Annotated in this window: 25 protein-coding genes; 18 read left to right on the top strand and 7 right to left on the bottom strand. The window is 31.2% G+C overall.

The features are described 5' to 3' along the window. Window positions 1-81: 81 nt before the first annotated feature. The 8 genes from VCM48_RS00600 to VCM48_RS00635 all read left to right on the top strand — a co-directional run bounded on the left by VCM48_RS00600 (window position 82) and on the right by VCM48_RS00635 (window position 6,664). Entirely contained in the window at window positions 82-486 is a 405-nt protein-coding gene (locus tag VCM48_RS00600) for a hypothetical protein (protein WP_482271216.1), read from the top strand. Between the two features lie 88 nt (window positions 487-574). Beyond that, window positions 575-1,522, top strand: a complete 948-nt coding sequence (gene menA, locus VCM48_RS00605; protein ID WP_482271217.1) for a 1,4-dihydroxy-2-naphthoate octaprenyltransferase — start codon at window positions 575-577, stop codon at window positions 1,520-1,522. 22 nt (window positions 1,523-1,544) lie between these two features. Next, a complete protein-coding gene (locus VCM48_RS00610) occupies window positions 1,545-2,363 on the top strand; it encodes a DUF4349 domain-containing protein (RefSeq protein WP_482271218.1) in 819 nt (272 codons plus the stop codon). 4 nt (window positions 2,364-2,367) lie between these two features. Beyond that, complete coding sequence (locus VCM48_RS00615; protein ID WP_482271219.1) at window positions 2,368-3,045, top strand: metal-dependent hydrolase; 678 nt, start codon at window positions 2,368-2,370, stop codon at window positions 3,043-3,045. Between the two features lie 26 nt (window positions 3,046-3,071). Beyond that, the gene (locus VCM48_RS00620; RefSeq protein WP_482271220.1) at window positions 3,072-3,590 is read left to right on the top strand and encodes an SRPBCC family protein; all 519 of its coding nucleotides are present in this window, start codon (window positions 3,072-3,074) and stop codon (window positions 3,588-3,590) included. 11 nt (window positions 3,591-3,601) lie between these two features. Further along, window positions 3,602-4,639 carry an o-succinylbenzoate synthase gene (locus VCM48_RS00625; protein ID WP_482271221.1) on the top strand — a complete coding sequence of 346 codons (1,038 nt, stop codon included), beginning with the start codon at window positions 3,602-3,604 and terminating at the stop codon, window positions 4,637-4,639. A 2-nt stretch (window positions 4,640-4,641) separates the two neighbouring features. Then, window positions 4,642-5,586: a CPBP family intramembrane glutamic endopeptidase gene (locus tag VCM48_RS00630; RefSeq protein ID WP_482271222.1), complete on the top strand. Its 945-nt coding sequence runs from the start codon at window positions 4,642-4,644 to the stop codon at window positions 5,584-5,586. Between the two features lie 25 nt (window positions 5,587-5,611). Continuing rightward, window positions 5,612-6,664 carry an AMP-binding protein gene (locus tag VCM48_RS00635; protein ID WP_482271223.1) on the top strand — a complete coding sequence of 351 codons (1,053 nt, stop codon included), beginning with the start codon at window positions 5,612-5,614 and terminating at the stop codon, window positions 6,662-6,664. Between the two features lie 4 nt (window positions 6,665-6,668). Here VCM48_RS00635 and VCM48_RS00640 read toward each other — a convergent pair whose 3' ends face one another. The 5 genes from VCM48_RS00640 to VCM48_RS00660 form a co-directional block, all read right to left on the bottom strand. Then, entirely contained in the window at window positions 6,669-7,271 is a 603-nt protein-coding gene (locus VCM48_RS00640; protein WP_482271224.1) for a hypothetical protein, read from the bottom strand. 90 nt (window positions 7,272-7,361) lie between these two features. Continuing rightward, window positions 7,362-8,084, bottom strand: coding sequence for a YebC/PmpR family DNA-binding transcriptional regulator (locus VCM48_RS00645; RefSeq protein WP_099216239.1), 723 nt, complete (start codon window positions 8,082-8,084; stop codon window positions 7,362-7,364). A 57-nt stretch (window positions 8,085-8,141) separates the two neighbouring features. After that, window positions 8,142-10,133, bottom strand: a complete 1,992-nt coding sequence (locus tag VCM48_RS00650; protein ID WP_482271225.1) for a DUF3352 domain-containing protein — start codon at window positions 10,131-10,133, stop codon at window positions 8,142-8,144. A gap of 15 nt (window positions 10,134-10,148) precedes the next feature. Then, complete coding sequence (locus VCM48_RS00655) at window positions 10,149-11,792, bottom strand: acyl-CoA carboxylase subunit beta (protein ID WP_482271226.1); 1,644 nt, start codon at window positions 11,790-11,792, stop codon at window positions 10,149-10,151. Window positions 11,793-11,850: 58 nt separating this feature from the next. Further along, window positions 11,851-13,329 (bottom strand): helix-turn-helix domain-containing protein, encoded by a 1,479-nt coding sequence (locus VCM48_RS00660; protein WP_482272230.1) that lies wholly within the window; start codon window positions 13,327-13,329, stop codon window positions 11,851-11,853. A 155-nt stretch (window positions 13,330-13,484) separates the two neighbouring features. Between VCM48_RS00660 and aceB the strand changes: the two genes are divergently transcribed. Further along, the gene (aceB, locus tag VCM48_RS00665; protein WP_482271227.1) at window positions 13,485-15,080 is read left to right on the top strand and encodes a malate synthase A; all 1,596 of its coding nucleotides are present in this window, start codon (window positions 13,485-13,487) and stop codon (window positions 15,078-15,080) included. Window positions 15,081-15,249: 169 nt separating this feature from the next. Beyond that, a complete protein-coding gene (locus tag VCM48_RS00670; RefSeq protein ID WP_482271228.1) occupies window positions 15,250-16,881 on the top strand; it encodes an isocitrate lyase in 1,632 nt (543 codons plus the stop codon). Between the two features lie 179 nt (window positions 16,882-17,060). On the opposite strand, the gene VCM48_RS00675 is transcribed toward VCM48_RS00670, so the two are convergent. Then, window positions 17,061-17,438 (bottom strand): cupin domain-containing protein, encoded by a 378-nt coding sequence (locus VCM48_RS00675; protein ID WP_330487075.1) that lies wholly within the window; start codon window positions 17,436-17,438, stop codon window positions 17,061-17,063. Window positions 17,439-17,449: 11 nt separating this feature from the next. Next, entirely contained in the window at window positions 17,450-18,409 is a 960-nt protein-coding gene (locus VCM48_RS00680; RefSeq protein WP_482271229.1) for a bifunctional helix-turn-helix transcriptional regulator/GNAT family N-acetyltransferase, read from the bottom strand. A gap of 157 nt (window positions 18,410-18,566) precedes the next feature. On the opposite strand from VCM48_RS00680, the gene VCM48_RS00685 reads away from it, so the two are divergent. From VCM48_RS00685 to VCM48_RS00720, 8 genes are all read left to right on the top strand, one after another. Continuing rightward, window positions 18,567-18,917 carry a DoxX family protein gene (locus tag VCM48_RS00685; protein WP_482271230.1) on the top strand — a complete coding sequence of 117 codons (351 nt, stop codon included), beginning with the start codon at window positions 18,567-18,569 and terminating at the stop codon, window positions 18,915-18,917. Then, window positions 18,917-19,327, top strand: a complete 411-nt coding sequence (locus tag VCM48_RS00690; RefSeq protein WP_482271231.1) for an OsmC family protein — start codon at window positions 18,917-18,919, stop codon at window positions 19,325-19,327. The genes VCM48_RS00685 and VCM48_RS00690 overlap by 1 nt, the downstream gene beginning before the upstream one ends. After that, window positions 19,328-19,858: an NADPH-dependent FMN reductase gene (locus VCM48_RS00695; protein WP_482271232.1), complete on the top strand. Its 531-nt coding sequence runs from the start codon at window positions 19,328-19,330 to the stop codon at window positions 19,856-19,858. 17 nt (window positions 19,859-19,875) lie between these two features. Beyond that, window positions 19,876-20,307 carry a (4Fe-4S)-binding protein gene (locus tag VCM48_RS00700; protein ID WP_482271233.1) on the top strand — a complete coding sequence of 144 codons (432 nt, stop codon included), beginning with the start codon at window positions 19,876-19,878 and terminating at the stop codon, window positions 20,305-20,307. A 2-nt stretch (window positions 20,308-20,309) separates the two neighbouring features. After that, complete coding sequence (locus tag VCM48_RS00705) at window positions 20,310-20,591, top strand: GNAT family N-acetyltransferase (protein ID WP_440121938.1); 282 nt, start codon at window positions 20,310-20,312, stop codon at window positions 20,589-20,591. A 93-nt stretch (window positions 20,592-20,684) separates the two neighbouring features. Next, window positions 20,685-20,933 (top strand): glutaredoxin family protein, encoded by a 249-nt coding sequence (locus VCM48_RS00710; RefSeq protein ID WP_274640618.1) that lies wholly within the window; start codon window positions 20,685-20,687, stop codon window positions 20,931-20,933. A 58-nt stretch (window positions 20,934-20,991) separates the two neighbouring features. Next, a complete protein-coding gene (locus VCM48_RS00715; RefSeq protein ID WP_482271234.1) occupies window positions 20,992-21,432 on the top strand; it encodes a MarR family winged helix-turn-helix transcriptional regulator in 441 nt (146 codons plus the stop codon). A 79-nt stretch (window positions 21,433-21,511) separates the two neighbouring features. Beyond that, on the top strand, window positions 21,512-21,814 hold the full coding sequence (locus VCM48_RS00720) for a phosphoribosylpyrophosphate synthetase (RefSeq protein WP_440121935.1): 303 nt from the start codon (window positions 21,512-21,514) through the stop codon (window positions 21,812-21,814). Window positions 21,815-21,839 lie beyond the last annotated feature (25 nt).

Below are 21,839 nucleotides of genomic sequence, written 5' to 3' on the forward strand. Positions count from 1 at the left end.
CTTAAAAGTGTGTTACGAGAGTAGCACACTTTTTTCTTTATAGTAAGTTTGTTGGGAAATAATTACAAAAAATAAAAAAGAATGAGATACCTTTTTACTTTCCTGTGCTTAGTTTTATTAACATCATGTGATGATACGGATTTATCTATTGATGGAAATGGAACCTTGGCAACAATAACGTTTAACATTACAAGTACAAGTAATGACAATAATGGAAGAATTAAAACTGTTTTTCTAGAATCAGGTTTTTTTAAGTATGATAACACTACAACAACTAATGTTTTTCCTTATAAGAAATCGTACACAGATGAAATTAATTTTGCAGCTAATTTAGCCTTTGAATATGAAGATAAAGCCACAGATAATTTTAGTGTTTATACAATAACAATGGAAATATTTAGAGATAATGTTTTAGTTGACAAAAGAGAATATTTTATAGATAAACCAGGAACAAAAGTAGGTTTTGATGCGGTGGTGAATAAATAAACAGCTCATATACTTTAAGATAAAAGGAAAGCTAAGCTTTCCTTTTTTTATGTCTAAAAAACTTATCTTTGAAAATCATACTATCTCAATGAAAAACTACATAAAAGCAGCACGTTTACGTACCCTACCACTATCTGTTTCAGGAATTATTGTTGGAGCATTTTTAGGATTAAATGAATCTTTTTTGAAAGTGTCTTCAACTCTTCTTGATACAACTATTTATGTTGGAAGAAAAAATATATTGGAGTCTTCTATTTTCTGGTTGGCAATTCTAACCACAATTGGTTTTCAAGTGTTATCTAATTTTGCCAATGATTATGGAGATGGAGTAAAAGGTACGGATAACAAAAGAGAAGGAGAGGCACGAATGGTGGCTTCAGGAGCAATTACTCCAAAACAAATGAAAAACGCAATGATTGTTACAGGAGTTGTTACGACTATTATAGCATTGTTGCTGATTTATGTTTCCTTTGGCAAAGACAACTTTTTGTATTCAGTAATTTTCTTCGGATTAGGAATCGCTTCAATTATTGCTGCCATAAAATATACTGTTGGGAAATCTGCTTATGGTTATAGTGGATTTGGAGATGTTTTTGTTTTTATCTTTTTCGGATTGTTAGCAGTCGTTGGAACATACTTTTTATACACGAAACAACTAAATTTTACAACCTTTCTACCAGCAATCACAGTTGGACTGTTAAGTACAGCGGTATTGAACTTAAACAATATGCGGGATAGAGAGAATGATGCAATGTCAGGAAAAAATACACTTGTGGTAAAAATGGGGGCAGAGTCTGCAAAAATGTATCACTATTTTCTAATTATAGTATCTTTTATATTTACTTTATTATATACGGTAATCAAGTTTAAATCACCATATCAATTCTTATTTATTATAGCTTATATTCCTCTACTAAAACACCTATTTTTTGTCTATAAAAATAAAGAAGAAGCTCTATTAGATGGAGAGTTAAAAAAAGTAGCTCTTAGTACCTTTTTATTTTCAATTTTATTCGGATTAGGTCAAATTTTGTAACTTCCCGAGAAAATTTAATACTATGAGAACTATTTTAGTCTTTTTCGGAGCATTTTTATTATTTGTAAGCTGTAATAGCAAAGGAGAGAACCCAAACTCTTATGGAGAACTTAAAACTTCAGGAAATTTTGATATTACTGAAGAGATTGTAGAAGCATCAGAAGTTACACAAGAGAATAAAGAAGTAACAATTGAAAGAAAACTTATTAAAACAGGTGACATTTCATTTGAAACAGATGATTTATTAGAGACAAGAAATCACATAGAGCAAGCAGTAAAAAAATATAACGGATACATTTCTGCTGATAACGAATACAAGTCTTCTCAAAATATTACTTCAAATTTAACGGTTCGAATTCCTTCAGAAAGTTTTGATGACTTTTTAAATGAGATTTCATCAAAAGTTGAGAGGTTTGATAATAAGAATATTTCTGTAAATGATGTAACAGAACAATTTCTTGATGTACAAGCACGTTTGAAAGTAAAAAAAGAATTAGAACAACGATATAGTGAAATACTTAAAAAGGCTAGTTCAGTAAAAGAAATTTTAGAAGTTGAGCGAGAACTAACAAATGTAAGATCTGAAATAGAGTCGATGGAAGGACGTTTGAAGTATTTACAAAATCAAGTGTCGTTTTCAACCTTAACAATAAGATTTTATAAAAAAGAAGTAAGTAAAACTTATTCCAAAAGTTTTGGAAGACGTATAGCTGATGCTTTTGGTAATGGAGTAGATAATATAAAGTGGTTTTTTATCGGTTTGGTAAACATTTGGCCATTTATACTTTTAATAGTTTTACTAATTATATTCATTAAAAAACGAATTAAACGAAAAGAATAAATAGATGAAAATCACTTTTTACGGTCACGCATGTTTTGGTATTGAAATTAACGGAACACACGTATTAGTTGACCCTTTTATTACAGGAAACCCATTAGCTACTAATATAAACGTAGATCAAGTAAAAGCAGATTATATATTACTTACACACGCACATCAAGATCATGTGTTAGATGTAGAACGTATTGCAGAAAGAACTGGAGCTATAATTATTTCAAATTATGAGATTGTAACTTATTATGAAGCAAAAAAACTTAAAGGACATCCAGTAAATCATGGAGGTACTTATACTAACGATACCTTTTCAGCTAAATATGTAAATGCAATTCACACCTCTTCGTTTGCTGATGGAAGCTATGGAGGTCAACCCGGAGGATTCGTAATTTCCGCAGGAGAAAAATCATTATATGTTTCTGGTGATACAGCGGTAACAATGGATATGCAACTAATACCGATGTCAACCAATTTAACAGCTTCTATCTTTCCTTTAGGAGATAATTTTACAATGGGAGTTGATGATGCTATTATAGCAAGCGATTTAGTTATCTGTAATAAGGTGATAGGATGTCATTTTAATACCTTCCCTCCAATAGAAATAGATGTAGAAGAAGCTAAAGAAAAGTTTGCTCAAGCAAAAAAGGAATTGGTGATTTTAGAAATTGGACAAACAATAACTATTTAAGTAAACCTTTTATTTAGGTATTATATATGAAAACAATCAAAATAATTTTAGGAGTTATAACAGTTTTAATTCTTGCATTTTTTTTAACAGGGTTAGTAGTACAAGAAGTTGTTTATACTAATGAAGTAATAGTAAACAAGCCAACGAATAAAGTTTTTTCAGATTTTCAAGATGAAGAATTAATGAAAGAATGGATGCCAGAGGTAAAATCAATTGAAACCTTAGAAGAAAAACCAGATAAAGTAGGAAGTAAGTATAAAGTAGTTGTTGAAAACCAAGGGAAATTAGTAACGATGACTGAAGAAGTATTAGCATATAAGCAAAATGAAAAGCTTACTCTTCATTTTGATGCAGAGAACATGCTAAAAACAGATGATTATACGTTTACTTCAGAAGGAAATAAAACCAAGATACTACAAACTACTACTTGTACTAGTGATTCTTATGTAATGAGTTGCTTATTTCCATACTTTAAAGGATCTTTAAAAAGAATGAGTCAACAATATTTAGATAATTTTAAAAAAGCTTCTGAAGCTCATAATTAAAAAACTTACAATTGATAAAAGCTACTTACCATAAATACTTACTGAACTTTAAACAAGCTAGTGGGACTTCTCGTGGAGTTTTAAGAACTAAAGAAACTTGGTTTTTAATTTTAGAAAATGAAGGAAAGAAAGGCTTTGGAGAATGTGGATTGTTCAGAGGCTTAAGTGCAGATGATAAACCCGATTATGAAGAAAAATTACAATGGGTAAGTAACAATGTTAATTTAGGTTTAGAGAAATTGTTACCCGAACTCATTGAGTTTCCGTCGATACAATTTGGATTAGAGCAAGCTTTTTTATCGTTAGAAAGTAAAATACCATTTGAATTATTTCCATCAGATTTTACAAAAGGAAAACAGCAAATTTCCATTAACGGATTAATCTGGATGGGAGATAAAGCCTTTATGCAACAGCAAATAAAAGATAAGTTGCAACAAGGTTTTACCACTATAAAGATGAAAATTGGAGCAATTGATTTCGATACAGAAATAGCCTTATTACAATCAATTCGAAAAGAATTTTCAGCCAAAGAAATAGAGTTACGAGTAGATGCAAATGGAGCATTTTTACCTGAAAATGCTTTAGAAAAATTAAAAAAGCTATCTGAATTGGAATTACATTCTATTGAACAACCTATAAAGCAAGGACAATGGCAGGAAATGGCAAGTTTATGTGAAAAAACTCCATTACCAATAGCCTTAGATGAAGAGTTGATAGGAGTATTTTCTTTCGAAGAAAAAGAAAAATGTATTGCTACAATTCAACCACAATACATTATTTTAAAACCTAGTTTGGTAGGAGGATTTAAAGGAAGTAGCGAATGGATTCAAATAGCATCTAACCATAACGCAGGTAATTGGATAACTAGTGCTTTAGAAAGTAATATAGGGTTAAATGCAATCGCACAATGGACGTACACGTTAAACAATCCATTACCACAAGGGTTAGGAACAGGAAGTTTGTTTACCAATAATTTTGAAAGTCCGTTAGAAGTTTCAAACGGCAGTTTAGGATATAATGTTGATAGAAATTGGAACTTTAATATTTAACAATGAATTTTATACAACAAGCATATAAAGGGCAAAATCAGTGGTACTTATACCTACTAGTTATTTTTATAGTTTTATTTGGATGGCAATTTATAGGTGTAATTCCTTTAGCTATTACGGCGGTTTTACATTCTGAAAATACTAATGAATTTTTAAGAGCTGCGGATGATAGCTTTATGAGTTTAGGAATAAATAAGAATTTGTTTTTATTTATGATGGTTGCCATGTTTGCTTTTGGATTAGTTTCATTGTTTTTAGGAGTAAAATACATTCATAAAAGGGCGGTTAAAACAGTTATAACAAGTAGAGCAAAAATAGACTGGAGTCGTTTTTGGTTCGGTTTTTTTGTATGGGGAATATTATCTGTAATAGTAGTGTCTTCTGATATTCTTTTGTCCCCAGAAAATTATATTTGGAACTTTAAACCTCTTCCTTTTTTTACTTTAGTAGCAATATCTTTTTTGTTTTTACCTATCCAAACAAGTTTTGAAGAATTACTTTTTAGAGGGTATTTTATGCAAGGATTAGGAACTTGGTTTAAAAACAGATGGGTTCCATTAATAGTAACCTCAGTAGCTTTTGGACTACTACATGGAGCAAATCCAGAAGTAGAGAAGCTAGGATATATTTCAATGGTATTTTATATAGGAACAGGTTTTTTCTTCGGAATTACAACCTTAATGGATGAAGGAACAGAGTTAGCATTAGGTTTACATGCTATTAACAATATTGTAGCAGCATTCTTAGTAACAACTGATTGGACTGTTTTTCAAACAGATGCTTTATTTGTAGATACTTCAGACCCTTCAGTTGGTATAGAAATGTTTTTACCTGTATTTGTTTTGTACCCTTTAATGCTACTATTATTTTCAAAAAAATATGGTTGGAAAAACTGGAAAGAAAAACTGTTTGGAAATATAGAAAAGCCAGAAATAATTAACCAATAACTATAAAAACAGTGTTCTGAACGTAGTGAAGGATCTAAATTTTCATAAAAGTTTTCAGTTAAATGGAATATCTTTTTCATCGGAAGATGAATTATTAACTTTTTCGAAGACTATAAACGATTCCATATATCAATTTTTATCAGATTGGTTTAATACTAATGATTTTGTAATTGTGCAAACTTCAGGCTCCACAGGAAAGCCTAAACCAATATCGTTAAAAAAAGAGTTTATGATAAACTCAGCAAAAGCTACAGGAGCTTTTTTTAACTTAGAAGAAAATACTACAGCTTTACTGTGTTTGTCAACTGATTATATTGCAGGAAAAATGATGCTAGTGCGTGCACTGACCTTAGGCTGGAGTATTGATGTGGTCGCTCCAACTTCTAAAGTTGAAATTGCAAAAAATTATGATTTTTCCGCGATGGTACCTTTGCAGTTAAGAAGTTCTTTGGAGAACATTCATAAAATAAAGAAACTTATTGTTGGTGGAGGAGTCGTAGCAAATGATTTAATTAAAATTATAGAAGATAAATCGACTGAAATTTTTGCTACATATGGAATGACAGAAACAATTACGCATATTGCCGTTAAAAAGCTAAACAATATCATTTCGAACGATAGCGAGAAATCTCACTACAAGGTACTTCCTAATGTACAATTATCTCAAGACAATCGAAATTGTTTAGTTATTGATGCGTTTAAAGTTTCTGAAGAAAAAACTGTAACAAATGATGTAGTTCGCTTGATTTCAAAAACAGAATTTGAATGGCTAGGACGTTATGACAACGTAATTAACTCTGGAGGTATTAAGCTGCATCCAGAAAAAATTGAGGAAAAACTTTCTAAAATCATCTCGAATCGTTTTTTTGTAGCAGGTATTCCTGATCAAAAATTAGGAGAGAAATTAATTTTAGTAATAGAAGGAGAGAAAGATAGTGTCATTTCGAACAAAGTGAGAAATCTTAGTGAGCTCTCTAAATATGAAACTCCTAAAGAAATTTATTTTGTAGAAGAATTTGTTGAGACAGAAACAAAAAAAATCCAACGTAAAAAGACGTTGGATTTAGTGGAATTATAGTTTTTTACCTATCAACATCTAAAAACTTTTTGTCATCAAAAGCTTTTTTATAATCAGTTAAACTCATTCCGAATCGTTCGGCGTTATAGTTTTTCTCTTTGTCTATCTTATAAAGTTTACTTTTTCTGCTTATTTCCATAGAGTTGGCTACAAAGAAAATAGAATCGGCGGTAACGTTTGTTACTTTTACGGTAGAGTAGGCTTTGTCGGATGACTTGTACTCAATAATATCATTAACTTCGGGAGAATTAATATAGGTAACAACATCCTTATCGTGTTGTTGTGCAGAGTAAATTCCGAAGAGAATTATAGATCCCATTAATAAAGAACCTATCCAATGTGTGAATGGAGTTTTTGCATTTCGTTTTACATTGTCATGAGCTAGTTTTAATTGTTCGCTCATGTTTTTACGTTCGTAAGTAGCTTTGCAATGGTTACATTCAGACACTCCTTTTTTACCTAGAGGAAAAATAGGTATCCAATAAATGTAAAAGTATTTACCAAAAATACTAATAGTGTGAGCGTTTTGTTGTTCACAGTGGTTACATTTTACACCACTAACTTTTTCGCTGTGTAAATGCGCTCCTTTTGTTCCGTAGAAAATCATAATAGTGAGAAGTTTGGTTTGGATAAATATATAAAAAAAATCCAACGATTATTTTCGTTGGATTTTGAAGTTTTATAAAGAAATAGAAAATTATTCTTCCATAGAGTGATAGACATTATTCACATCATCATCCTCTTCCAATCTTTCTAAAAGTTTGTTAACTTCTTCTTTTTGTTCGTCAGAAATGGCAGTAGTGGTTGTAGGTATACGTTCAAATTCAGAAGAAAGAATTTCAATATTATTTTCTTCTAAATATTTTTGAATAGCACCAAATTGTTCAAACGGAGCATACAGCATTACTGAACTATCTTCTTCGTCGGCAAAAACTTCTTCAACTTCAAAGTCAATCATTTCCATTTCAAACTCTTCTAAATCCATTCCTAATGAATCTTCTTTTACTTTAAAGTTAACCACATGGTCAAACATAAAAGCAACTGATCCAGAAGTTCCTAAATTTCCGTTACACTTGTTAAAAGCAGCACGTACATTAGCTACTGTACGGTTATTATTATCAGTAGCAGTTTCTACCAAAACAGCAATACCGTGAGGAGCATATCCTTCAAATAATACTTCTTTATAGTTTTCAGTACTTTTATCAGAAGCTTTTTTAATAGCGCGCTCAACATTGTCTTTAGGCATGTTAGCAGCCTTCGCATTTTGAATTACAACACGTAAACGAGAGTTGGTTTCGGGGTTTGGACCACCTTCTTTAACTGCCATAACGATATCTTTACCAATACGAGTAAAGGTTTTAGCCATAGCTGACCAACGTTTCATCTTTCTTGCTTTCCTAAATTCGAATGCTCTTCCCATGTGTATTCTGTTTTAATTTTGCTTGGCAAATGTAACTAATGCTATAAAATATTGCAATTAAAAATGTTTTTTGAAAATTACATCACCTGTTTGTTCATCATAAGCTTTCCAAGTTCCACTTTGCTTATCATTTTTATAATGTCCTTTGACTTTTATATTTCCGTTTTCATAGTAAGATTTATAAGAGCCATCTTTTAAACCATCATCTAAGTCCACATCAAACTTTAGTTTTCCGTTTTTATAATACTCCTTGTACGACTTAGCGCTTAAATCTGAAGGATGTATTGGAGGTAGTTTGAAAAATGATGTAGAATTTTGAGTATCTGTTGAGTCTTTATAAGGAGCTAACTCTAGCAGTAACTTTTCTCTTAACTCTTTATCTTTTTTAATACTTGTTTCAATGTTTTTTGGATCTTCAAAAACGAAAGAAATATTAGTTTCAAAGAGTTCATCAGAAGCAATTAGTTGCATTCCAATTTGAGAAAAACAAGTTATGTATGGTTTATTCTTTTGGAGTTCACGTCGAGTTTTGCTGTCAACTAAACTTAAAAGATCTTTGTATGAGTTAGGTGTGTTTACATAAGCAAATACACTAGATTTCTTTTCAAAGTGATAATTAAAATCGTCAAACTTTTCAGAACTTTCAAGTGTGTATCCTATTAAGTGATTATTAATGATTTCTTTAATAGTATTTGGGCTAGTACTAAAAACAATAAAATCATCAATAATTGTAAAATAAGGTTTTTCCATCTTAGAAAACATGTTTCCAGCTAACATTTTAAAGAACCCTTTTAGGTCAAAAAAGTTAATTGGATAGCCTCTATAATTAATTTGTTTGTATTTTAAAGGGGTATTTTCTTTAATTTTAGAAAGAATAAGCTGAAGGTTTTCTTTCGCGTCATCAATATCATCGGCTTTAATAATAGCAGCGATATCTTTTTTGTTTTTTGAAAGCTCAGTGTTAAAATGAATTAAAGCTATTTCACTACCAATCCAACTATAAATATTTTCAGACACATTTATATCTAATTTATCCTCAATCATAGCGAGCTGATCAGTATACATTTTAAATTCAGCTGGATTTTCTTGTTGAAGCTTTTCTAAATTGCTATTAAATGTTTTAAAATCATCAAAAGCGAAACTAAGATATAAAGAAGTGTTTTTGGGAGCTATTTTAGCAATACTACGCTTGCCAACTCCAGATTTTTGTAATACTTTTAGGTAGGTTTGCGAGTTGCTATCAATATTTGTAAAACCTGTAGCTTGAACTATAACTCCTTCTATAATTGATATATCTAAACCAGAGTAGAAGAATGCTTCTTTGTTTAAGAAATCTAAATTACTTGAACTGGTAAAACAGTTGAGATAGTCCTTTAGGTATTTATGTTGTAAGTACATATTAAAAAAGCCATCAGTATCTGTTTTCTTTTTTATTTCTAAAAAGTTGAGATCACGTCCAATAATAGGATTTAAGTATTGGTCTATTGATTGTTCAACCAAAAGGTGAGTGTAGGAAGCTACGACCTGATTTTTAATAAAGGAAAGATGTAAGGTTTCTCTTGTTTGCTTATTATAGAGTTCTATAATTTCATGCTCTTTGTATACACGTTTGGTTACTTTATAGTCTTCACCTGCTAAATTGCTAATAGCTCTTTTTAAAAAGATGAGTTTAGAGAACTTTTGTAAATCAGCAATATATAATAACCCGTACTTTTTGGGGCTATATACATGTACAGAGATCACCAGGTTACGTTCTCCAATAAAGTCAAAGATTTCCTTTTTTGCTTTAAAAGTTTCATCTAAACTATTTATACCTTCAGATAGTTTATTGATTTGTTGATTTTTTTGAAGATGTGTCCAAATTTGACTTGAGCTTATTTCATCCCAAGTATCAATAGGTCTTTCTGTATCAACTATGAAAACAGCATCATCAGGAACTAAGTAAATAGATTTTATATTATCATTTTCAGATAAGGTGAAAATATAAACCTGATAGATTACAAAACCAATTACAAGGGCGATAATACCCCAAAATACCTTCCTCTTCATGCTGCTTTCTATGTTTTAAACTTGTAACACCCCTAGGTTGAAAGGCTTTTCAATAGGAGCGTGGTCAGCTGCTTCTATTCCCATAGAAATCCAAGTTCTAGTATCTAGAGGGTTAATCACAGCATCGGTCCAAATTCTTGCTGCAGCATAATAAGGAGATATTTGATTATCATATCTCGATTTTATTTTGTCAAATAATTCAGCTTCTTTTTCAGGAGTAATTTCCTCTCCTTTTTTCTTTAAAGCAGCTGTTTCAATTTGTAATAATACTTTGGCAGCAGAGGCTCCACTCATTACAGCTAATTCAGCACTAGGCCATGCAAAAATAAGACGTGGATCATAGGCTTTACCACACATAGCATAATTTCCTGCTCCGTAAGAGTTACCAATAACTACCGTAAACTTAGGAACAACAGAGTTACTAACAGCATTCACCATTTTAGCTCCGTCTTTAATAATTCCACTATGTTCAGATTTACTTCCTACCATAAACCCAGTAACATCTTGTAAGAAAACTAACGGAATTTTCTTTTGGTTACAGTTAGCAATAAATCGAGTAGCTTTATCGGCTGAATCGTTATAAATTACACCACCAAATTGCATTTCGCTAGGTTTCGTTTTAGCACCTTTTGATTTAACAATTTTACGTTGGTTGGCAACAATACCAACAGCCCATCCATCAATACGAGCGTATCCTGTAATAATTGTTTGACCGTAACCGGCCTTGTATTCTTCAAATTCAGAATTATCTACCAAACGTTTAATGATTTCCATCATATCGTATTGCTCATTACGAGCTTTTGGTAAAATTCCGAAAATATCATCTTCATTTTCTTTTGGAGGTAAAGCTTCTTTACGGTTAAAACCAGCTTTGTCATAATCTCCAATTTTATCCATTAAGTTTTTAATGGTGTCTAAAGCATCTTTATCATCTTTTGCTTTGTAATCGGTAACCCCAGATACTTCACAATGTGTGGTTGCTCCACCCAACGTTTCATTATCAATAGTTTCACCAATAGCAGCTTTTACTAAATAACTACCTGCTAAGAAAATACTTCCAGTTTTATCTACGATTAGTGCTTCATCACTCATAATAGGTAAGTAAGCACCACCAGCAACACAGCTTCCCATAACGGCAGCAATTTGGGTAATTCCCATGCTACTCATTACTGCATTATTTCTAAAAATTCTTCCAAAGTGTTCTTTATCAGGAAAAATCTCATCCTGCATTGGTAAATAAACCCCAGCAGAATCTACCAAATAGATAATAGGTAGTTTATTTTCAATTGCTATTTCTTGTGCTCTTAAATTCTTTTTTCCTGTAATAGGGAACCAAGCACCTGCTTTTACCGTAGCATCATTAGCAACAACAATACATTGCTTACCGCTAACATATCCCATTTTTACAACTACACCTCCAGAAGGACATCCACCGTGTTCTTGATACATGTCTTCGCCTGCAAATGCAGCAATTTCAATAGACTTAGATTTATCGTCTAATAAGTAATCAATACGTTCACGAGCAGTTAATTTTCCTTTCTCATGATGTTTATCAATACGTTTTTGTCCGCCACCTAATTTTACTTTGGCAAAGCGTCTGCGTAAATCTGATACTAAAAGTTTATTGTGGTCTTCGTTTTTATTGAAGTTAAGATCCATGGTAAGTTATTTGTTTGCGTGTGCTAAAATAAGAAAATCAATGTATAAAACAAGGTGTTTAAGTATATGATTGAATGATGTTTTCAACAGTGTTTTCTATTTCTTTATTTCTAGATTGTTTCATTAAAATATATGGTTCAGCTACACGTTCGTTACAATTTTTTACAGCACAAGTTTCGCATGTTACTCCTACTGTTTTTTTAGTGAAAGTATCTTCATCAAAAAAATGAAGTTTTCTTTTTAAGTGTGGAGAAAGTAACATACCTATACTCACACTACGATTAATTTTTTCTTTAAAAGGATCTGCGGTAGCTGCAGAAAGTACTAAGTATTCTTTTTGAGAATTTTCGTACGATGATATCTGAATCCCGTAAGCAGATTTTTTTTCTTCAGACACTTCTAAATCCTGAATTGTTTTAATAGCAATCCATCTTCTACAATAATGTTCGTTATTACGATTGGCATGTGGAGATTGTTGTTGAGTAATATGTAATTCTTTTGAAAGTCTATGCACTGGAGAGCCTTCTTTATGTGTAAAACGTAAAAAGAATAAATTTTTAATATTAAAATGTCTTGGTAGGATGTTAGTTAAACGTTGATAGAATGTCTCATCAGAACAGTTATAGCTTCTAATAATTTTGTGTAATTGTATAGGTTGCCAGGTTTCTAAAGAAAAAAGTTGTGTTAGTTTTTGAATTAAATCACCTTTTGGAATAATTAAAGCGCCCGCAAAATAAGAAGCAATAAAATTATTTAATACTTCATCAAAACTCTCAAATTTGATCCAAGGAAAGGTGTATAGTCTATTTTCTATCTGTAAATAATTGTAGGCTATTTCTTTAGCAAAAATAAATGTTTTTTGTGCTTCGCTTATGTCGTTATATATAAGGAGTGTTTTATTCTTTGGAATATAGATGTTTCTGAGTTCAGATAGTTTTTGATGCTTAGATAGTTCTTCACTATCAATAGTATAACCATATTCTTCAATTAAAATTTCTTCTAAGTCTTTTGAAGTAATAGGTTTATTAGGGTTTATTTGATATGCTTTAATAAAGTCAGTAACCTTTGTTTCAATATCCTCAAAATAATTATTGTGTGCTTCTTGGTACGAACGTAATGCAGCAAGAAAAAAGCTCTCTCTTGTTAAATTGTAGTTTTGAGAAATCTTAATAATTGTACTTATAAATGCATTAACCTTGGCAGGAGCATTGGCAATGATGTCAATTAGATTATTTTCTTTAATACCAAATAGGTCAAGAGGAATCTCTTTTAAAATTTTCGATTGTAAAATTTCACCAATTGGTGCTAAGTTTTTATCTAACTTTAAGGAAACTAAATGGTCATAAGGCACTTCTAGCTTCTCAGAAAGAGTAACAATTTTATCAGTTTTTGGGTACTTTTTTCCTTTCTCAATTTCGTTTAAATACGATTTTGATAATCCTGTTAATTTGGCTAATCCAAAGAGTGATAGGTTTTTATCTGTACGTATTTGTTTAAGCTTTAATCCGAAAACTAATCTGATATATTCTTCTTCCAAGGTGTTTTTATTAAAAGATTCGTAATTCAAAGGTATAAAAATTAGCGAATTAATAAAAATTAGTAAATTATTTGTTTTTAGCGAACGTTCGCTTTTTTGTTTGAGTTCTTTTTTTTAATATTGAACTGTCAATCAATAAGAAAAAATAAATAGATATGAATCAAGATGTTTTAGCAAAAGAAATTCAATGTGTAGGTTTTGATCAAGCTGAGTATAAAAGTGTTCTAACTGACGAAGCCAAAGCGTTTTTAATTCAACTTCAAGAAAAGTTTAATACTCAAAGACTTCAGTTATTAGCTGAAAGAGAAATAGAACAAGCTTATTTTGATGCAGGAAATAATCCAATATTTCCTTTAGAAACGAAAGAAATTAGAGAAAGCGATTGGGTATGTGCTCCATTACCTGAAGATTTGTTAGATAGGAGAGTAGAAATTACAGGACCAGTAGAGCGTAAGATGATTATCAATGCTTTAAATTCTGGAGCAAAAACATTTATGGCAGATTTTGAAGATAGTAATTCACCTACAATTCAAAATATTTTAGATGGTCAGGTGAACTTACGAGATGCAGTAAATAAAACAATTTCATTTTACAACGCTGCAAAAGATAAAAGCTATGAGTTGAAAGACAAAGTAGCTACTTTATTAGTAAGACCAAGAGGATTGCACTTAAACGAAAAACATTTGTTGATTGATGGAGTAGAAATGTCAGGTTCTTTGGTTGATTTTGGTTTGTACTTTTTCCATAATATCAAAACGTTACAAGAGCGAGGAAGTGCAACTTATTTTTATTTACCTAAACTAGAACATTACAAAGAAGCACGTTGGTGGAATGATGTTTTTGTCTTTGCACAAGAATATTTAGGAGTGCCACAAAAAACAATTAAAGCAACAGTGTTAATTGAAACAATTACAGCAAGTTTTCAGTTAGATGAAATTATTTATGAGTTAAAAGATCATGTGGCTGGATTAAACTGTGGTCGTTGGGATTATATTTTCTCATACATTAAAAAGTTTAGAAATCACACTGGTTTTATAGTGCCAAATCGATCACAAGTAACCATGAGCAGTCCGTTTATGAAAGCATATTCGTTACGAGTTATTCAATCATGTCATAAACGTGGTGTACATGCAATGGGGGGAATGGCTGCACAAATTCCAGTTAAGAATAACGATGAGTTAAATAAAGAAGCTTTTGCAAAGGTGAAGAATGATAAGGAACAAGAAGTTAAGAATGGTCATGATGGAACTTGGGTTGCTCATCCTGGTTTAGTAGCAATTGCAATGGATGTTTTTAATACAACAATGCCTAATGCTAATCAAATAGATAAAAAGCTAGAAGATTTAACTATTACTGAAGAAGATTTAGTGGCATTACCAGAAGGTACAATTACTGAAAATGGTATACGAGAAAACATTAATGTTGGAATTCTGTATATAGAATCTTGGTTAATGGGGCAAGGAGCAGCTGCTTTGTATAACTTAATGGAAGATGCAGCAACAGCTGAAATATCTCGAACACAAGTATGGCAATGGTTGCATAAAAGCGTGATGCTTGAAGATGGTAGAACATTTACAGAAGCAATGTATGAGCAATTTAAAAAAGAAGAATTAAAAAAAATAAAAAGTTATGTAGGTGAAGACAGATACAACAACGGGAAATTTGAATTAGCTATTCAATTATTTGACGAGTTAATTTTAAACAAAGAATTTGTTGAATTCTTAACCTTACCAGCATATAAATACTTGTAGTATAAACTATTTATAGAATAAGTTCTTATGTAAACAAATACTTTAATATACAGACTAAACTAGGAATATTTAATCTCGATTATCGAGTAAAAAAAGCCCTCAAAAATGCGGCAACATTTAAGAGGGCGAGCTATCAATAAAAATTAATAACCTTATCAATCACAAAATTATGAAAAATTTAGCACACGCTAATTATAGTTCTGCTTTACAAACTGTAAAAGAATTAAAGAAAAAGTTCGGATCAACTTGGCATTCAGTATCACCAAAAAATGCAGCTAGAATGGTAGCACAAAACCGTTTTAAAACTGGTTTAGATATTGCAAGATATACCGCTGCTATTATGCGAAATGATATGGCTGCTTACGATGCAGATCCATCTAACTATACACAATCTCTAGGGTGCTGGCATGGGTTTGTAGCACAGCAAAAAATGATTGCGGTTAAAAAACATCATAAAACTACTAGTAAACGTTATTTATATCTTTCTGGATGGATGGTAGCTGCGTTACGCTCAGAATTCGGACCGTTACCAGACCAGTCAATGCATGAAAAAACAGCAGTTCCTGCATTAATTGAAGAAATTTATGATTTTCTACGTCAAGCAGACGCTATTGAATTAAACGATTTATTTAGAAGGTTAGAAAACGGAGAAGACGTGCAAAATGAAATCGATAATTTCGAAACACACATTGTACCAATTATTGCAGATATTGACGCTGGTTTTGGAAATGAAGAAGCAACGTATTTATTAGCCAAAAAAATGATTCAAGCTGGCGCTTGTGCTATTCAAATAGAAAACCAAGTTTCAGACGCTAAACAATGCGGACATCAAGATGGAAAAGTAACTGTACCACATGAAGATTTTATAGCAAAGCTTAATGCAATTAGATATGCCTTTTTAGAATTAGGTGTAGAGGATGGAGTTATTGTTGCTAGAACTGATTCGGAAGGAGCAGGATTAACACAAAAATTACCAGTAAGTCAAGAGCCAGGAGATTTAGCATCTCAATATTTAGCATTTGTAGAAGCTGAAGAAATTACGATTGAAGAAGCAAGAGAAGATGATGTGTTATTAAAACGTGAAGGAAAGTTAGTGCGTCCTGTACGTTTGGCAAATGGTTTGTATAAGTTTAGAGAAGGAACTAATATTGATAGGGTAGTGCTAGATTGTATTACAAGCTTGCAAAATGGTGCAGATTTACTTTGGATTGAAACACCTACACCTCATGTAGGTCAAATAGCAAATATGGTAAATAGAGTAAGAGCTGTAGTACCAAATGCAAAATTAGTATACAACAACTCGCCATCATTTAACTGGACTTTAAATTTCCGTAATCAAGCATATGATGAAATGGTAATACAAGGATATGATGTTTCAATGTATGACAGAAATAATTTAATGGATGCAGCTTATGACGGATCACAACTTTGTCAATTAGCTGATGAGAAAATTCGCACTTTCCAAATAGATGGGGCAAGAGAAGCAGGAATCTTTCATCATTTAATTACCTTACCAACGTATCATACAACAGCACTACATATGAACGATTTAACAGAAGGTTATTTTGGTGAAGATGGAATGTTAGCGTATGTAAAAGGTGTACAACGACAAGAAATTAGAAAAGGAGTGTCGTGTGTAAAACATCAGCGTATGGCTGGTTCAGATTTAGGAGATGATCACAAAACGTTTTTCGCAGGAGACAAGGCATTAAAAGCGGGTGGAGAAAAAAATACGTCTAATCAATTTGAAGCAGGAGCAAAAGACAAAAGACTAGAAGAAGAAAGTGCAGTAGCTGTATAAAAAAATCTTAGTTGTTTGTAAACTTCCCGTTATGTTTGGTTTGTTTCAATTGTTTGTTTACATAGCGGGAATTTTACTTGCCAATTTAATAGTATAAATTTATAATTAGCAGTTGTAAATTTTATTTTGAAGTAGTAGCTCTCTTTTTTAAGAGAGCTTTTTCATTTTTAATAATAGCTTTAATATTTTTGAGTATCAATAGATTTCGTAATAGGAGTTATTAGATCACCAGTATGTTTGGTGGATTTAGTTTCAATAAGCATAATTAAACAATCTTCCGAAGAGCTAACTCTGTGATTTACACCTTTGGGAACCACAAATAAATCGCCTTTTTTCATCCTAAAACTTGGTTGGTTCTCTAGTTCCATTAAAAGGTTTCCGCTAATAATATAAAAAAGCTCGTCTTCATTTTTGTGATTATGCCATGGGATGTCTTCTCCTTTAATTTTGGCGAGTTTAACATATTCATTGTTAACCTCAGAAATTATTTTAGGAGAAAAATATTCTTTTAACTTTTCAGCTTCCTGTAGGATGTTAATTGTTAGAGTTGTATCCATATCGTAAATTATCAAGACTTTGTTTTCAGTTCCATTTTAATATTACAACGTTCGTATGGGCAACCTTCTTCCACAGGGATTTCTAAAAAGCCAAATTTTCTATAAATGTAAATAGCATTTTCTAGCTTTGTGTTAGAGTAAAGAACGAGTTTATCAAAATTATTTTCTTTAGCAAAATCAATACAATGCTGCATAAGCTGTTGTCCTATTTTGTAACCTCTGTGTTTTGGTGAAACAGCCATTTTAGTTAGTTCATAAACGTTGGGTTCGTCCATTGGCATCAAAGCAACAGTACCAACAATTTCGTTATTTAATGTAGCAAAGAAAATACGTCCTCCTTTGTTAATAATATATGTATGAGGGTTGCTTAAAACTTCCTTATCATAAGGTTCTACGTAGAAAAATGTTTCTAACCATTCAATATTCAAATCGTAAAAAGAAGAGCTATACTCTTCTTTAAATGTGGTAATTGCTACAGTGTTTTTTGTTGTATTCATTTTTATATGTTCAATAATAGCTTTACTGAAGGGTTTTTCGTTAAATTTAGCTTCTAACTCATTTATAAGTTCAGTTAGAGACTCAGATTTTATATTTGTATACTCTTTAATAATGTACTCAATACTGTTCCAAATTGGGGTAACACTTTTGATAAGTCTTTTTCCTTTATCGGATACAAAAACAACTTTTTTTCGCTTATCTAACTTATCTTCTTTTAGAATTATAAGTCCTTTTTTTTGAAGTTTATTAATTGCTTGCGTTGTAGCAGGTTGTGATGTTTTTAAACTGTTGGTAATCTCAGTATTTGTTACACCATCTTTGTTTTTTATAATTTTAAAAGTAGGGAATAGGTAAGGGTCAAAGTCAATATTAAACTCATCATATACCAATTGTGTTTCACGCATCATATATTCACTAGTTCTCTTTAATCTAGAACCTATACCTATTTCTCCTAATCCTTTTAATGCATCCATTTATAAAACATAAGTACTTATATAACTGCAAATATAAATGTTTTTTTAATTTTAAACAGTTGATTATTAATTTTAATAAATACCTAGAGAATATATACCATGGGAGATAATTGAAAAATTTCATATATTTGTAAAAGAATTTTAACAACAATTAAAAATGAAAAGAGATAAAATTATTTTTTATGTAGCTACAGGCTTGTTAACACTATTGATGTTTTTTTCAGCAGGAATGTATTTTTTTAACCATGTAGAAGTAGCTAAAATGTTTACAACATTTGGATATCCAACATACATTATTTATCCCTATGCAATAGCAAAAATATTAGGTTTAGTAGCATTATGGTTTTTTAGAGGGAAGTTTATAAATGAATGGGCATATGCAGGTTTTTTCTTTGCGTTCATTCTTGCCTTTTTTGCTCATTTTATGATTGGAGATGGAGAGCAAACAGGTGCTGCAATTGCAATGGTACTATTAATAGTTTCGTATATTTATAGTAAAAAAATATAATGAGCAATAATCCAGCAGCAACAGTTATTTTAACTGAACGAAATTACTTAGCAGAAGGTAAAATGAGAAATCATTTTGCCGTTATTGATGAACCTTTAGATAAAGGAGGAGACGATAACGGACCAACCCCAGTAGAATATTTATTAACTGCAATTGGCGGTTGTGTATCAATAACACTGCGAATGTACGCAGAAAGAAAAGGGTGGGATTTAGGAAGAGTTACAGTAAATGTCAGCCAAAAAGAACAATTAACTCCAGAAGGAATTAAAAAATCATTAGTAGAAGAAATTTCTTTTGAAAAGGAAGTTACGGATGAGCAACGTGTCAAATTATTAGAAATAGCAGGTAAGTGCCCAGTAGCTAAAATGGTGAAGGGAGAAACTGAAATCGATTCAAAAATAACAACATAAATGAAGAGTATAATCGCTTTTGCGGGGAGTAATAGTAAAAAATCAATAAACAAACAATTAGTAATATACGCTTCTGGTTTTTTAAAGGAAGTTGAGGTTTCTGTATTAGACTTAAATGATTATCCATTGCCTATTTATGGAGTTGATAAGGAAGCGGAAAGCGGTATTCCAGAAAATGCAGTGAAATTTCTGGATAAAATTAAAAAAGCTGATGGAATTGCGGTATCGTTAGCTGAACATAACGGAAATTTTACAGTAGCTTTTAAAAATATAATAGATTGGATGTCGCGTATTGAGCAGAAAGTATGGCATAATAAACCTATGTTACTATTATCAACTTCCCCAGGAGGTAGAGGTGGAGCATCATCTATGTCCATAGCAAAAAATGGTTTTCCACACATGGGGGCAAATGTCATAGCGGATTTTTCTTTACCAAAATTTTATGATAACTTTAAAGACGGAAGGGTTGTAAATGAGGAGTTTAATCAAAAAATTAAAGAAGCAGTTACAACTTTCCAAAAAGCAGTGTAAACATAAAATTTAATATTATGTCAGAAGCAAAGGAAATTGTAAAAAAATATAGTAATGATGATATTACTGTAGTTTGGAAACCAAATACATGTATCCACTCAAAAAAATGTTGGAAAGGCTTGATACAGGTTTTTAATCCACAAAATAGACCATGGATTAATATGGATGGAGCAACTACAGAAAGAATTAAAAAACAAGTAGAAGAGTGTCCATCAGGAGCTTTATCATACATTTCAAAAAGAGAAGGTAATCAAGCAGCAGCTCATATAGAAACTAAAGTAGAAGCTTTAGAAAATGGCCCTTTATTAATCTACGGAACCTTGCATGTAACCAATCCAGATGGTAGTACAGAAAAGAAAAGTAAAACAACTGCTTTTTGTAGGTGTGGAGCTTCTCATAATAAGCCATATTGTGATGGTACGCATGTAAAAGTAGAGTTTAAAGGATAATTATGAAGGTACAGCAAGAAGACAAAGGAGGTAAGGGAGAGTTTTATATTGAAGTTAATGGAAGTAGGGATGCATTAATGACTTACACTTGGGCAGGGAAAGATAAATTAATTATAGATCATACCGAGGTTGGAGATAGTTTAAGAGGAAAAGGAGCCGGATACAAGTTAGTAGCAGCTTCAGTTGAGTTTGCGAGGAGTAAAAATATTAAAATCCTTCCTTTATGTCCGTTTGCTAAATCAGTTTTTGATAAAAAGCCAGAATATTCAAACGTTTTAGCATAAACAAAATTCCTTTTCAGTATTTGTAAAGAGTTTATATTCCTTGGTATATAAATGTGTGTTTTGTATTTTTGTACTCAAAATAAGGAGGTTAAAATGAAGATAGTTTTATACGGTAGAAAAGGACATGCACATACAGTTGCATATAAAAACTTTCTAAAATCTGCAGAAGTATCATTTGAATACAAAGATGTTTCTGTTGATAACGAAGCAAAGGAGCATACTAAAGAATTGTATGAAGGTCAAGTAAAATATCCAACACTATTTGTTGATGAAGAAGTGTACTTAACACCATCATCAGATACTTTTAACAAATTAATGCAAGACTTAAAGTTAAAAGGGTAATCTTTTTTTATTAAATAATATAAACCGGCTAATGGCTAAATAGTCGATAACCAAAACAATGGGAGATATTTCAAAAGACATCAATTCAAAATTTCCAAATAATAAAATCAAAGCTTTTATAAATATTAAATATACTGCTAACTGGATAAACAGTAAAGAAAATGAGTTTTTTAAGCAGTACAGTATTTCTCCACAACAATTTAATATTCTTCGTATTTTAAGAGGAGCAAAAAAAGCAATAAAAGTTCAAACAATTAAGAATAGAATGATTGAACGAGCTCCGAACGCCACAAGATTAATGGATAAATTATGTGAGAAAAACTTAATTGACCGTGAAAGATGTGAAGATGATAGAAGAGTGGTTTATATAAGTATTACCCAACAGGGAAAAAAGCTTTTAAAAACAATAGATGATAAATTGCATTTAGATTTTATTGATAATTTAACAGAAGAAGAAGCCACACAACTTAGTGGTTTATTGGATAAAATAAGACAGTAAATTTTGTGCTTATTTATTAAATAAATAGGAAATCTAGTTTAAATATTGTATCTTTTAAGAAAGTGAAAAGATATAAGTCATGTATACATACGATACACTTTCAGAAGCATTAAAGGACTTGCAAAAAAGAGGGTTTACTCTTGATTTTAACCTGAGAGAAAAGGAAATAGAGAGTAAAAATACTAAAGAAATTTTTCCTCCAGATTTCTTTGAGGTAGTAGAAGTATATCGATTTGAAGGAATGAGCAGTACAGGAGATAACTCTGTTGTATATGCAATTCAAACAAAAACAGGTGTTAAAGGAGTTTTAGTTGATGCTTATGGGGTTTATGCTAATTCTCTTTCTCCAGAAATGATTCAAAAACTAAAAATAGTTCATTAATATAAAAATAAAAAGACAATTTTTT

Source organism: Tenacibaculum sp. DPLXC6 (genome assembly GCF_056815515.1).